Origin of the sequence: Actinoplanes cyaneus (assembly GCF_016862095.1) — a bacterium.
Lineage (GTDB): Bacteria > Actinomycetota > Actinomycetes > Mycobacteriales > Micromonosporaceae > Actinoplanes > Actinoplanes cyaneus.
Window position 1 is genome coordinate 23022 of record NZ_BOMH01000036.1, and the last position, 13286, is coordinate 36307.

The window sequence follows — 13286 nt, forward strand, 5'->3', positions numbered from 1 at the left end:
CGCCTGTGGACAACAATGCGACGTTGCGCTCGACTCATCCTGTGCACGAACATAGCGACGTTCGCCCGGCGGCCGTAGGCTGGCCAAGCGTCGATAGTGTGGACCGGATCTCTCCCGCCGGAATACACGATTCGCCGGCCGACCCGTTCCTAGCCAACAGGGATAAAGCGGTGCATGAGTACGGTGTTTCACGTGAAACCGAGTCGCCTCTCGACCGGTCGTCGGGAGTGAACGCGGGTGGGCTGCACGCCGGTGAGCAGGGCGTTCCTCAGCCACGTCCCGGCGGCTACCAACCGACTGCCTCCGGCTCCACTTATGGGTATGGCGTGCCCACGCCCGGTCAGCCGGACGATTTCCGTGGGCGCGCGCCATCGCCACGTTCGGGCGTGCCGGCAGTCGGGCAGGTTTCCGCTGCCCCGGCGTCCACCACGATCCCCACTTCAGGTGCCTCTGTTCAGCCCGGCGAGCATGTTTCACGTGAAACGCCGGGCGGGGTTGAGGACGATCCACCCCTGGCCATGGAAGCGTTGCGAGCTGTGCAGATCCTCAACCCGAGCGGCGAGATCATCATGCCGCGCCCGGACCACCCACGGGTGATTTGCGTTGCCAATCAGAAGGGCGGCGTCGGCAAGACGACCACCACGGTGAACCTGGCGGTGGCGCTCGCGCTTCACGGCAACCGGGTGCTCGTGGTCGACCTGGACCCGCAGGGCAACGCGTCTACCGGTCTCAACGTGCCGCATCACGCCGGTGTGCCGGACGTCTACGACTGCCTCATCGACAATGTGCCGCTGGCAGAGGTGGCCCAGGGCGTTGAGGGAATCCCGAACCTGTTCTGCGTGCCGGCCACCATCGACCTGGCCGGTGCCGAGATCGAATTGGTGTCGGTGGTGGCTCGTGAGTCCCGCCTGGCCCGCGCGATCGCCGGGCACCCCGAGAAGTTCGACTACGTCTTCATCGACTGCCCGCCGTCGCTGGGCCTGCTGACGGTCAACGCGCTCTGCGCGGCGCAGGAAGTGCTGATCCCGATCCAGTGTGAGTACTACGCGCTGGAAGGCCTGAACCAGCTGATCAACAACATCAACCTGGTACGCCAGCACCTCAACCCGACCCTGGATGTCTCCACCATCCTGTTGACCATGTACGACCGGCGTACCCGCCTGGCCGACGCGGTCGAGCAGGACGTCCGGAACCACTTCGGAGCGAAGGTTCTGAACGCGGTCATTCCCCGGAACGTGCGCGTGTCGGAGGCTCCGAGCTACGGCCAGTCGGTGATGACCTACGATCCGGGATCAAGGGGCGCGACGAGCTACTTCGAAGCGGCTCTCGAGATCGCGATGCGCGGGGTCAACACGGGAGGCACGGCATGAAGAATCGTCCGCGGGGAGGCCTGGGCCGAGGCCTGGGTGCACTGATCCCCACGGCGCCCGCCGCTGAGCCGGCCGAGAACGGTTCGGAGATCGCCCCGGTGTCGGCCGTTCCGAGTGCGGCTGTCGCCGTCGCACCTGACGGCCTGCCCTCCCCCTCGGCCGCTCCGCTCAGCCCCGCACCCGCGCCTGCTCCGGCGCCCGTGCCCGCCCTCGAGAACGAACTCGCGCCCGTGCCGGGCGCCCGATTCGCCGAGCTGCCCGTCGGGTCCATCGAGCCGAACGCGAAGCAGCCGCGGCACGTCTTCGACGAGGAAGCCCTCGAAGAACTCAAGATCTCGATCCAGGAGATCGGCTTCCTGCAGCCGATCGTGGTGCGCGAACTCGGCGACGGTCGCTACGAACTCGTCATGGGCGAACGCCGCTGGCGTGCCGCCCAGGCGGTGGGCAAGGAGACCATCCCGGCGATCGTGCGGGACACTCCCGACGACGCCATGCTGCGGGACGCGCTGCTGGAGAACATCCACCGGGCGAACCTGAACCCGCTCGAAGAGGCGGCCGCCTACTCGCAGCTGCTCGAAGAGTTCGGGGTCTCGCACGAGGAGCTGGCTCGGCGGATCGGCCGGAGCCGGCCGCAGATCTCCAACACCATCCGGCTGATGAACCTGCCGGCGCCGGTGCAGCGGCGGGTCGCGGCGGGAATCCTCTCGGCGGGGCACGCTCGGGCGTTGCTCGGGCTCGCCGGCGCGGAAGCTCAGGAAGACCTCGCCAAGAAGATCGTTGCGGAAGGTCTGTCGGTCCGGGCGACCGAGGAGATCGTGAAGCTGGCCGAGCTGGACGGGCGAGCGGCGAAGAAGGCGGCGCCGGCTCGGCGGGCCAAGGTGCACGCGCCGGCTTTGAACGATCTCGCCGATCGGCTGTCCGACCGGTTCGACACCCGGGTGAAGGTCGACATCGGCCGGAACAAAGGCAAGATCACGATCGAGTTCGCGACCGTGGATGATCTCGAGCGGATAGTGGGCATGATCGGGGTCGAGGAGGAAGGGGCTCGCACCGGCACTGAGGAGTGAGCGGTCGAGTCACTGGGAGGCGCGCGTTTTCGAACGTGCGCCTTTTTCGTTTTCCAGGGCCGTTCCGGATGCCTTTCCGGTTCTGTCAGAGCCATTCTCCTAGGGTTTTGGACCTTGGTGTCCCCGCGCTTGATCCAGTTCGAAATGGCCCTTTTGCGCGAGTTGTGGTTGGGCTGTCCATCGGGCGGTTGACAGCTGAGCTCCGTGGCTCGGTCGTCCCGCGCAAGGTGCCTTCCCGGCGAAGATTTGTTTATCGCCGCCAAGGTGTCGGCCCGCTCGAAGGAGAACTGTGATGCGACTCGACTCCGGTGTGACCGCCATGATCCGTTCGATGGCCGCGGACCTCGGTCTGCCCGTGGTTACCTACTACGGTCTGCACGCCCTCGGCGCCGACGACACGACCGCCCTGCTCGCCGGGACGCTGGCAGCCGGCGCCCGTCTGGTGTGGGTCGCCGTGCGGAGCCGGACCGTCAGTTACTTCTCGATGGTCATGGGTGCAGTCTTCGGGGTCGGTCTCCTCTTCACTCTGCTGACCGGGGACGCGCGTTTCCTTCTGATCAAGCATTCGATGATGGCCGCGGTGATCGGGGCGCTGTTCCTCGTCACGGGCCTTCGCGGAGGCAAGCCGTTGACACTCTCCGCGCAACAGAGCTTCACGCCGGCGAAGGCAGCGGAGATCGCGGCCGAATACGCGAACAGCCCCGAGGTGCGGCGGGGGCATCGGATCGCTTCCGTGGTGTGGGGTGGCGGGCTGCTGACCGAGGCCGTGGTCCGCGTCGTTCTGGTCTACCTGCTGCCGGTGGACGTCATGGTGGGCCTCTCCACGCTGCTGACCGTTGTCACGCTCACTCTGTTGATCGGGTGGAATGCCCGCTACATCGCGACGCGCAAACGAGCTGCGGTCGGTGAGTTAGTCAACGCCTGACTCCGGTGCCGCGGATCCGGTAGGCGCTTCTTCCTCAAGAGCGATGCTGGGGATCTGGTAGGCCGGTCCTTCCCCGAGAGCGGTGCCGCGGATCCGGTAGGCCGGTCCTCGCCCGAGAGCGGTGCTGCGGGATTGAGTCGGCTGGCCATTACGTGATACCGGTGCCGGGGATCCGGTCGTGGCCGTCGCCTGGCGGTGCTGCAGAGACCAAGCCAGTGGCAGGGGTGGCGCATCAGCTCGGATGAGCTGGTGCGCCACCCCTGCGCGTTTCACGTGAAACGTTGCGGCGGTGTGCCGATCTGCGATGCAGCGGCCGCGTCGGGGCATGCCCCGAGGATCGCGAGGCCGCAGTCCACACTCAGCGGTCCGGCGACTCGTCAGCGCAGTGGCCGAATCCGGCGGTGGTCCGTAGCCGCCGTTTTGATTAACCGTGAGCTATTCGAGCTTCCTGCGCCGTTTCACGTGAAACGGCCGGTCGTTGGCTGGCCGGCCCCACCGGTCGCAATGGGCTGCGCCCCACCCGGTAGCAATGGGCTGCGCCCCACCCGGTAGCAATGGGCTGCGCCCGACCCGGTCGCAGTGGGCTGCGCCCGGCTGAAGCGGCCAGCCGCACCGTTAGCACCGACTGCCACGCAACCCTGCGAGGTGATAGCGGCCGATGCGATTCATGGGCACCGACCACTATCCACAGCCTGTGGGTTTTGCTGTGCCGAGATGGAGTGCGACCCGTTTCACGTGAAACGACGTTGATGGACTGGGAGTTGTCCACTGCGCTATCCACAGGGCCACCAAGCGTTCTACGTCGAGTTTCACGTGAAACTGGTGGGGCTGTGGATAACTTCTGTGGATAACTTTGGGGCGCATGTGTGGAGAAACACGCGCTCATGCCGGTCGACGTTTGCCCCTCTCTGGGCGTCCGCTAGATCAGCTCGAGGCCTCCACGGGGCGCCTTCGACACCGTCCCCCCGAACGTGCGAAATTGGCCCGGGACAGCCCGTCCTGACCTGGGCTAAGGTCACGTCGTGTCTGAGAACACCGCCCCTCTGCCCGACTTCACCCGCTGGCCGTCGTTTCCGTTCGAGGGCGACATGCGGGTCAAGAAACTTGCCCCGCCCGTGGAGGTCGAGCCGCCACGGAGCGGCGAGGACGGGTCAGAATGCGTGGCTTGCGGGACGCCCGACGACGCGTACATCTGGGTCTCGGAACGCTGGCGAGTCAGGGCGATGGACCGTCCCACGGGACTCCCGATGGTGCTGATCCTGGAGTGCCGGTCGCACCTCGATCTGGGAGATCTGCCCAACCTGCTGGCCGCCGAGCTCGGGGTGATGACGGTCCGGCTCGAGCGCGCGATCCGATCGCTCGACGATGTGGCACGCGTCCACGTGAATCGCTGGGGCGACGGCTCCGCGCACCTGCACATGTGGTTCCTGGCGCGGCCGTACGGGCGGTTGCAGCTGCGCGGCACGTTCCTCTCGCTGTGGGACGACATCCTGCCGGTCATCCCCGAACAGAAGTGGCGGGAGAATCTGTCGCTCGTCGCCGCGTGGCTCGCCGACTTCGGCGGCCGGGCGATCGCGGAACCGGCCCACATCGAGTGGGAATCACCGGCGACCCTGAACGTGCCGGGCACCGACCCGGAGGACGATCGCGAGGAAGCCACTCGTCCCGCAACGCTGGACGATGTCCGGGCGAGCGCCGCGCCGGCCGATCCGTGGGTGCGGCACAACGACGATCCGTCGGCAGGCAGTCCTCCGCCGAGTGGCCCTCTCGCGGACACGTCGACTGCGGTCCCGCCCAAGAGATCGTCGCTGTATGAGTTCACCGAAGGGGTGTGGGCGACCGCAGCGAATCCGACCGCCCCTCGGGATCCCGCAGTGGAGGAAACCACCGCCGGCGCCACCGATCGGGGCGAGGCGGCTTGGGAAGGCCCCGGCAGCGATGCCTGGCCCCCGTCGGCGGGAGGCACCGCGACGGGAACGCCGCCGGAACCATCGACTGCCGGGGTGCCGGGCCCGAGCGGCGACGAAGCCCACGGCAGCCCGGCCAGAGACGGCTACGTCGCCACCGGCGCGCCCAGTACCGGCGCGCCCAGCACCGGCGCATCCAGGACGAGCGCGCCCAGCACCGGCGCGCCCAGCACGAGCGCTGCCAACTCCGGCGTCCTCAGCACGGGCGCTGCCGGCACCGCTGCCGGAGCGGGCGACCACGAGTCGTAACTCGACCACCGGTTTCGGGTCGTGGCCGCAGAGGAGCCCCCGTACCGGGAGCCGGTGTTTCACGTGAAACGGCCACCGGAGAACGGCGGCCGACACTCTGCGGGAAACAGGAACGGGCGTGACATCACCGATGTCACGCCCGGATCGCCTCGAGGAACGGCCGGCTACCCCCGCCGAGCCCGCCCTACCGCTCGCTCCACCAACGCCCCCAGCACAGCCCCGAGATCCACACCGGCCGCCTGCACCGCCAACGGCAGCAGCGACGTCTCCGTCAGTCCGGGCGACACATTGCAGCCCAGCACCTGAGCCTCGCCGTCCTCGGAGACGATCACATCGATCCGGGACAGGTCACGAAGCCCCAGGGCCTGATACGCCTCCAGCGCCGTAGCCGTCACCCGCGCGGCCACCTCGTCGGGAAGTCGAGCCGGCACGTGCCAGGTCGTCAACCCGGCCGTGTACCGAGCCGCGTAGTCATACAGCCCGTCCCGGGGCACGATCTCCACGATCGGCAGAGCGGACGGCCCGGTCCCCAGGTCGATGATCGACACGGCCAGGCTGGTGCCGGTGACGTACTGCTCGACGAGCGCCGTCGAGTCGTACCCGAAGCACCCCACCATCGCCGCCGGCAGATCCGCGGCGTCGCGCACCACGGCGGCACCGAGCCCCGATCCACCCTGAGCCGGCTTGACCATCAACGGCAGCCCGAGGCGCGACACGATCCGATCGAGGACGGCGACGGCGCCCAGTTCGGAGAACCGATCGTGCGGCAGCGCCACCCAGTCGGGTGTGGGGATCCCCGCCTCCCGCAGTCGCGATTTCGCGGACGGCTTGTCCCAAGCGAGGCGAGCGGTCCGCGCGTCCGCACCGACGTAGGGCACTCCGCACAGATCGAGCACTCCGCGCAGCGATCCGTCCTCGCCGGTCGCCCCGTGCAGCGCGATCACCACGGCGTCCGGCGGGTCGGCCTGCAGAGCCGGCAGCAGCGAGACGTCCACGTCGTGCAGGTCGGCCTCGATGCCGGTGGACCGCAACGCGTCGAGGACGCGACGACCGGACCGCAGGGAGACGTCCCGCTCGTACGAGAGACCGCCCGCCAAAACCAGAACCCGTAACTCCATGGTGCTGATCATGCCAAGTCGGGGCCGGGGGTGTCGGCGGCGGCCGGGCCGCGACGACGCTGCGCCGAGATGGTGGTCGAGCCACCGAAGACGGCACGGGTGGCGAGCTCCTGCTCCATCACGCCGGACAGCCGCCGGACGCCCTCACGGAGTCGTTCCGGCGCGGAGAACGAGTAGTTGAGCCGCATGTTGTTCCGGCCGGTCCCGTCCGCGTAGAACCCTGTCCCCGGCACGTAGGCGACCCGGGCCGCGATCGCCCGCGGCATCATCGCCTTCGAGTCGAGCCCTTCGGGAAGGGTCGCCCAGACGAACAGGCCACCGGCCGGGCGGGTCCACGTCGTACCGGCAGGCATGAGATCTTCGAGGGCGCTCAGCAGAGCATCCCGGCGCTCGCGGTAGATCTCGCGATAGACCTTGATCTGCTCGCGCCACGGCATCGTCGTCAGGTACTGCGTGACCGCGCCCTGGGCGAACGCACTCGGGCACAGCACGTTCGCCTCGCTCATCATGACGAGCTTCTCCCGGACGGCGTGCGGCGCGAGGATCCAGCCGACGCGCAGACCGGGCGCGAACGTCTTCGAGAACGTGCTGCAGTAGAAGACCCCGTCCCGGCGGCGGGCACGCAGCGGGCGGGGGGCGTCACCCTCGAAGGAGAGCATCCCGTACGGATCGTCCTCGATCACCAGCAACCCGGCCCGCTCGCAGATGTCGAGCACCTGCTCGCGCCGCTCCTCGGAGAGCGTCACGCCGGCCGGGTTCTGGAACGTCGGGATCGTGTAGAGGAACTTGGCCCGCGGGTTCGCCGCGATGGCCTCCTCGAGTGCTGCCGGGATCAACCCGTCGGCGTCCATGGCTACGTGCCGCACCTGTGCCTGGGCGGCTTGGAGGACGCCGAGTGCGCCGACGTAGGTCGGCCCCTCGGCGAGCACCACGTCGCCCGGGTCCAGGAACAGCCGGGCCAGCAGGTCGAGAGCTTGCTGCCCGCCGACGGTCACGACCACGTCGTCGGGGGAGGCGCCGGTGATGCCGGACAGGCTCATCACCTCGCAGATCTGCTCGCGCAGCTCGATCGTGCCCTGGCCGATGCCGTACTGCAGGCTGGTGGCGCCCTGCTCGGAGCCGAGCCGGTTGAGCATCTCGCCGACCGCGTCGAGCGGCAGCGCGGCGATGTACGGCGAACCGCCGGCCAGCGACACCACTTCGGGCCGGCTGGCGACGGCGAACAGCGCGCGGATCTCGGAGGTCGTCATGCCACGAACCCGCCGCGCATAACGATCGGTGTAGTCGTCCTGAGTAGTACCGGACATTCGGTTCTCACCTCTTAGAAGACGAATCTCGAAACGTGAACTGTCGACAGCCTAATCGCCAAATGCATGCAGGAGGAGTCACCCATCGCCCGACCTGCTCCCGTTCATGGGTGCCGCGACGTACGATTTCCAGGGCGCGGCGAGCGCCGGTCCGGTTGTCCATCCGCCAGCGCAGGGGGTCCGCATGTCGCGACGCCTCGTCAGTCTCACCCTCGACACCCTGGAGGACCTGCCCCGGCCGTGCCGCCAATGCGTCTACTGGGAGCTTGATCCGGTCTCCGCCGAACGTGCGTGCGCCTCCGGTGACCCGGGGCTGGAGAAGGAAGCCTGGGTCTCCCAGACGCTTCTGGAGTGGGGCTCCTGCGGCAAGCTGGTGTATGTGGACGGCATGCCCGCCGGTTTCGTGATGTACGCGCCGCCCGCCTACGTCCCCCGCTCGATGGCGTTCCCGACCTCCCCGGTCAGTGCCGACGCTGTGCTTCTCACCCTGGCCAACGTCGTGCCCGCGTTCGCCGGCGGCGGCTTGGGCCGGATGCTCGTGCAGGGCGTCGCCCGTGATCTGACCAAGCGGGGCGTGAAGGCGATCGAGGCCTTCGGCGACGCGAAACCGGATGAGGAGAAGGAGGGCGCGTGCGTTGCGCCCGTCGACTTCTTCCTGTCGGTCGGCTTCAAGACGGTCCGCCCGCACCCGCGCTATCCGCGTCTGCGGCTCGAGCTGCGCACCGCGCTGTCCTGGAAGTCCGACGTCGAATACGCGCTGGAGAAGCTCCTCGGCTCGATGAGCCCGGAGAAGCTTCTCCGCCCGCTGCCGGCGACCAGTTCCATGGAGAACTGACGACGACCGGAAAAGCTCAAACGCCGATTTACGTACGCTCGGCCAGCGCGAGCCGCAGCTGCCGCACGTCGATCGAGCCGGTCGGCACGTCCCGCTCGACCGGGAAGTACATCCGCTGCACGGCAGCCAGGATCGCCTCCACGATCTGCTCCCGGAACATCGGGTTGATCAACCGCTCCCGGTCGACCGGCGACGTCAGGTAACCCAGGTCGACGCGCACCGTCGGCATCCGGGTGAGCCGCAGCAGATCCCAGGTCTTCGCGTGCGTCCGGCAGTCGTGCATCCCGGTCCGCACCACGATCTCGCGCTGCACCAGGTTGGCCAGCCGCTCGGCCACGGTGCTGCTCAGGCCGCTCTCGGTGCCGTAGTGATAGGTCGCGACACCCTCGGCCGCGGTCGACGCCTGACCGTCCAGATGCAGCGAGATGAGCAGGTCCGCGCCGAGGCTGTTGGCCAGCGCGGCCCGGTCCGCGGCGCTGATCGGCTCGGCGGGCTGCGGGCCCCGGGTCAGGTGCACCCGCATGCCGGCCGCGGCGAGACGGCCCTCCAGACGGGTCGCCAGGTCGAAGACGAGGTCCGCCTCGGTCCACCGCAGCGGCCCGTCGGGCACCACCACACCGGAGTCGTCACCGCCGCCGTGACCGGGATCGATCACGATGGTCTTGCCCACCAGGTTCGGCCCCGACTGGCGGAACGCCTCGGCCTCGCGCAGCCACTGCGGCCGCCCGCCGACGACCTTGCGGCCGAGCCGGCGCAGCGCCTTCATGGTCTGCGGCCCGCACGACCCGTCCGGCGTCAGGCCGACCTCGCGCTGGAACTGGGCGACCGCCCGAGCTGTCCGCGCGCCGTAGATCGAGTCGGTGCGACCGGCGTCGTAGCCCATCTCGAGCATGCGCTCCTGCAGGGCGCGCACGTCCTCACCGGTCAGCGCGTCCGGCACGGAGTGGAACAGGGTGCGCGAGCCGAGCCGCCAGCGGGCGCCGTCCAGCGCGCGCCACGTCTCGTCGCCGACCATGCCGTCCACGCCGAGCCCGCGGCTCTGCTGGAAGGCGCGGACAGCGTTCTCCAAGCCCTCGTCGAACAGAGCTTCGTCGGACGTGGCCCCGTTGATGGCTTTGCCGGACGGGGCTTGGTCGGAGGACTCCGGCGCCGGATCGACGAGCAACTCCAGGCCGGCCAGAATCGACCGGATCTCGGAGACGGCTGGGCCGGTGTCTCCGCGTCGGATGGACCGCACTCACGACTCCCTAGGGGCGAGATGGGACGACCTTCCGGAGCGTACTCCGGCTGACAAAAGGGAGCCCCGCGTCCGTACCGGGACGCGGGGCTTCAGAAGACGATCAGAGCGCCGACTCGATGAAGTTCACCAGGAAGCTCTTGGGCTTGGCGCCGGCCACCGAGTTGACCCGCTCGCCGTCCTTGAAGATCGTCAGGGTCGGAACGGACATCACGCCGTACTGCATGGCGATCTGCGGGTTCTCGTCGATGTTGACCTTGACGATCTCCACCTGCTCACCCAGCTCCGAGTTGGCGATCTCGGCCAGCAGCGGGTCGACCTTCTTGCAGGGCACGCACCACTCAGCCCAGAAATCCACCAGCACCGGCTTCTTCGACTGCAGCACGTCGCTGGCGAAGGTGGCGTCGGTGACCGCCTTGGTTGCTCCCACGAGGACCCCTCTCCCGGTCTTACAGCTCTACGAATGAAGCGATGAAGCGCTCGGCGTCCAGCGCGGCGGCACAGCCGGTGCCGGACGCGGTGATGGCCTGCCGGTACGTGTGGTCGACCACGTCACCCGCGGCGAAGACGCCCGGGATGTTGGTCCGGGTGCTGGGCGCGTCGACCTTCACGTAGCCCTCGTCGTCCAGCTCGATCTGGCCCTTGAAGAGCTCGCTGCGCGGGTCGTGGCCGATCGCCACGAACACGCCGGTCACGTCGAGCACCTTGGTCTCGTCGGTCTGCACGTTGCGCAACCGCACGCCGGAGACCTTGCCGTCGGCGCCGAGGATCTCCTCGACCACCGAGTTCCACTCGACCTTGATCTTCTCGTTGTCGAGCGCGCGCTTCTGCATGACCTTGCTGGCCCGGAACGAGTCACGACGGTGCACGATCGTCACGGTCTCGGCGAAGCGGGTGAGGAACGTGGCCTCCTCCATCGCCGAGTCGCCGCCGCCGACCACCACGATGTGCTGGTTGCGGAAGAAGAAGCCGTCACAGGTGGCACAGGCCGACACGCCGTGGCCGAGCAGCTCCTGCTCACCGGGCACCCCGATCGGGCGCCACGCGGAGCCGGTCGACAGGATCACGGCGCGGGCAAAGTACTTCTTGTCGCCGACCCACACCGTCTTCAGGCCCTCGGTGCCGGCCTCGGTGGGCTTGTCGGTCAGCTCGACGCGGCTGACGTCGTCGGTGATGAACTCGGCGCCGAACTTCTCCGCCTGCGCGCGCATGTTGTCCATGAGCTCGGGGCCCATGATGCCGTCGCGGAAGCCGGGGAAGTTCTCCACCTCGGTGGTCGTCATCAGCGCGCCGCCGGACTGCACACCCTCGATCACCAGGGGCTTCAGCTCGGCACGAGCGGCATAGAGAGCCGCCGTGTAGCCGGACGGCCCGGAACCGATGATGATCAGATTGCGGACCTCGTCCACTGCCGACTCCTCAAGGTTTGTGTCCACGCCGGTAGAACGCCATGCTAGGCATTCACCATTCCCCGCGGTCCGGCTCGTGTCCGACCTCACGCCGAGGGGCGCTGCTCAGCGTACCGGGACCGAACCCAGGGTGTCCGCGCCGCCACCGGGCAATCCGCAGTCGGCGCCGCTGGCCCAGGCCCATTCGCCGTTCGACGCGGCGAATCGGACCACCAGCGCCGGTTCACCCTCGAAGCGGGCGTAATCGATCGAGGTGACGGTCATCCGGCCGCCGGCGTTCTCCCGGGCGATCTCGGCGAGGCAGTCGCCCAGCGCGCCCGGCGCGGTCAGCCGCTCCAGCCCGGTGCTTTCCGGCCCGGAGAGCTCTGGCCCGGAGAGCTCCGGCAGGCTCTTCGGGGTGCCGGCGGCGTCCGCGTTCATGACGCTCTGCCCCAGCGTGCCGAGCGTGTAGTCGAGGCCGCTGGTCGTCGGGGCCGGCATCGACGCGGCCAGCATCGGCTCGGGGGCCCCGGCAGCGGCCGTGGAGGCTTTGTCCTCCTGCGCGGCATCGGTCGAGGCGAACAATCCATATCCCGCGAGGCCGGCGACGGCGGCGGCGATGCCGATCGGCGCGACCAGGCGGCCCCATCCGCGGTTGCCGCGCTTCCGGCGCCGCTCGTCAAGATCCACGACGGTTCGCGACACGGCGTCGGCGTTGCCGGGCGCGGGCTCCGCCGATCTCCCCGACATGGCGTCGACACCGCTGTGCACGGGCTCCGCCGATCTTCCCGGTACGGCATCGACGCCGCTGTGCGCGGGCTCCGCCGGTTCCCGCGGCACGGCGTCGGTCACCGCCCCGCCCGCCGGAAACGCGCTCAGCGCGGCCCCCAGCCGGGCCACCACGTCGTCCGGCATGGGTTCCGCCGGGAGATCGCCGAGCAGCGCACCGACCGTCGCCATCTCCGGCGCCAGCACCTCGAACGCCTCCCGCCAGGCCGGGTCGCCGGCGATCAGCGCGGCCACCCGGTCCGCCTCGGGGGTGCCGTCCAGGGCGCCACCGACATAGTCGGCCAGCAGGTCGATGTCGACCCCGTGGAACTCGGCGCCCGTCACTGCTGGTCCCTCCGTTCCCGCCCGGCCGGCAACGACGTCACCGTGCTGCCCGACCGGGATGAGACGTCCCGCGCGCCCGTCCGGTTCCCGGCGTGCCGCGGTTCACTCGGAGCGCCACGCAGCTCCCGCAGCGCGAGTGCCATCCGGGCCCGTCCGCGCGCGCACCGGCTCTTCACCGTCCCCTCGGCGATCCCGAGCATCTCGGCGGCCTCGGCCACCCCATACCCCTGCACGTCGACCAGCACGATGGCGGCGCGCTGATCGACCGGCAGGGCGGCCAGCGCCTCCCGCACGAGGAGCACGGTGTCCTGATCGGGGGTGGGCGCGATCGGCTCCGGGCCGGCCGGCCGCTCGTCGCCGGAACGGTTGCCGTCGTGCAGCGGGACGGTCGGATGCGCCTGACGCCGGCGGACCCTGTCCAGGCAGGCGTTCACCACGATCCGGTGCAGCCAGGTGGTGACGGCCGAGTCGCCGCGGAAACCGGCGGCCGCGCGGTGCGCCGAGAGCAGCGCGTCCTGCACCGCGTCGGCGGCCTCCTCGCGGTCACCGATGGTGCGCAGGGCGACCGCCCACAGCCGGTCGCGGTGCCGCCGGACCAGCTCGCCGAACGCCTCCGGGTCACCCGCCACGTGGGCGCGGACCAGCTCGGCGTCGCTCGGCGCGGGGTCCTCCGGGCCGGTTCCGCCGGGCGTCACATCCCGGAAAGCCAC

The 13286-nt window shown here is 69.3% G+C and carries 12 protein-coding genes; 5 read left to right on the plus strand and 7 right to left on the minus strand.

Going from position 1 to position 13286, the window contains the following annotated elements:
• The first annotated feature begins 98 nt into the window (after positions 1-98).
• The 4 genes from Acy02nite_RS22560 to Acy02nite_RS46615 all read left to right on the plus strand — a co-directional run bounded on the left by Acy02nite_RS22560 (position 99) and on the right by Acy02nite_RS46615 (position 5578).
• A complete protein-coding gene (locus tag Acy02nite_RS22560; RefSeq protein WP_425548067.1) occupies positions 99-1370 on the plus strand; it encodes a ParA family protein in 1272 nt (423 codons plus the stop codon).
• On the plus strand, positions 1367-2437 hold the full coding sequence (locus Acy02nite_RS22565; RefSeq protein WP_203743625.1) for a ParB/RepB/Spo0J family partition protein: 1071 nt from the start codon (positions 1367-1369) through the stop codon (positions 2435-2437). Before Acy02nite_RS22560 ends, Acy02nite_RS22565 begins: the two co-directional genes overlap by 4 nt.
• Before the next feature lie 331 nt (positions 2438-2768).
• Positions 2769-3362, plus strand: coding sequence for a VC0807 family protein (locus Acy02nite_RS22570; protein ID WP_203743627.1), 594 nt, complete (start codon positions 2769-2771; stop codon positions 3360-3362).
• Positions 3363-4609: 1247 nt separating this feature from the next.
• Positions 4610-5578, plus strand: a complete 969-nt coding sequence (locus Acy02nite_RS46615) for a hypothetical protein (protein ID WP_239175135.1) — start codon at positions 4610-4612, stop codon at positions 5576-5578.
• A gap of 164 nt (positions 5579-5742) precedes the next feature.
• Here the strand turns inward: Acy02nite_RS46615 and Acy02nite_RS22580 are convergent, their stop codons facing one another.
• Together Acy02nite_RS22580 and Acy02nite_RS22585 are read right to left on the minus strand one after the other, a co-directional pair.
• Complete coding sequence (locus tag Acy02nite_RS22580) at positions 5743-6708, minus strand: D-alanine--D-alanine ligase family protein (RefSeq protein WP_203743629.1); 966 nt, start codon at positions 6706-6708, stop codon at positions 5743-5745.
• A complete protein-coding gene (locus Acy02nite_RS22585) occupies positions 6705-8003 on the minus strand; it encodes an aminotransferase-like domain-containing protein (protein ID WP_203743631.1) in 1299 nt (432 codons plus the stop codon). Before Acy02nite_RS22585 ends, Acy02nite_RS22580 begins: the two co-directional genes overlap by 4 nt.
• Positions 8004-8187: 184 nt before the next feature.
• On the opposite strand from Acy02nite_RS22585, the gene Acy02nite_RS22590 reads away from it, so the two are divergent.
• On the plus strand, positions 8188-8838 hold the full coding sequence (locus Acy02nite_RS22590; RefSeq protein WP_203743633.1) for a GNAT family N-acetyltransferase: 651 nt from the start codon (positions 8188-8190) through the stop codon (positions 8836-8838).
• A 28-nt stretch (positions 8839-8866) separates the two neighbouring features.
• Here the strand turns inward: Acy02nite_RS22590 and Acy02nite_RS22595 are convergent, their stop codons facing one another.
• The 5 genes from Acy02nite_RS22595 to sigM all read right to left on the minus strand — a co-directional run bounded on the left by Acy02nite_RS22595 (position 8867) and on the right by sigM (position 13286).
• Positions 8867-10075, minus strand: coding sequence for an N-acetylmuramoyl-L-alanine amidase (locus Acy02nite_RS22595; protein WP_203743635.1), 1209 nt, complete (start codon positions 10073-10075; stop codon positions 8867-8869).
• A gap of 103 nt (positions 10076-10178) precedes the next feature.
• Positions 10179-10505 carry a thioredoxin gene (gene trxA / locus Acy02nite_RS22600; RefSeq protein WP_203743637.1) on the minus strand — a complete coding sequence of 109 codons (327 nt, stop codon included), beginning with the start codon at positions 10503-10505 and terminating at the stop codon, positions 10179-10181.
• A 19-nt stretch (positions 10506-10524) separates the two neighbouring features.
• The gene (gene trxB, locus Acy02nite_RS22605; RefSeq protein ID WP_203744171.1) at positions 10525-11484 is read right to left on the minus strand and encodes a thioredoxin-disulfide reductase; all 960 of its coding nucleotides are present in this window, start codon (positions 11482-11484) and stop codon (positions 10525-10527) included.
• Between the two features lie 105 nt (positions 11485-11589).
• Entirely contained in the window at positions 11590-12576 is a 987-nt protein-coding gene (locus Acy02nite_RS22610; protein ID WP_203743639.1) for an RsmA family anti-sigma factor, read from the minus strand.
• Positions 12573-13286: an RNA polymerase sigma factor SigM gene (gene sigM / locus Acy02nite_RS22615; protein ID WP_239175100.1), complete on the minus strand. Its 714-nt coding sequence runs from the start codon at positions 13284-13286 to the stop codon at positions 12573-12575. Before sigM ends, Acy02nite_RS22610 begins: the two co-directional genes overlap by 4 nt.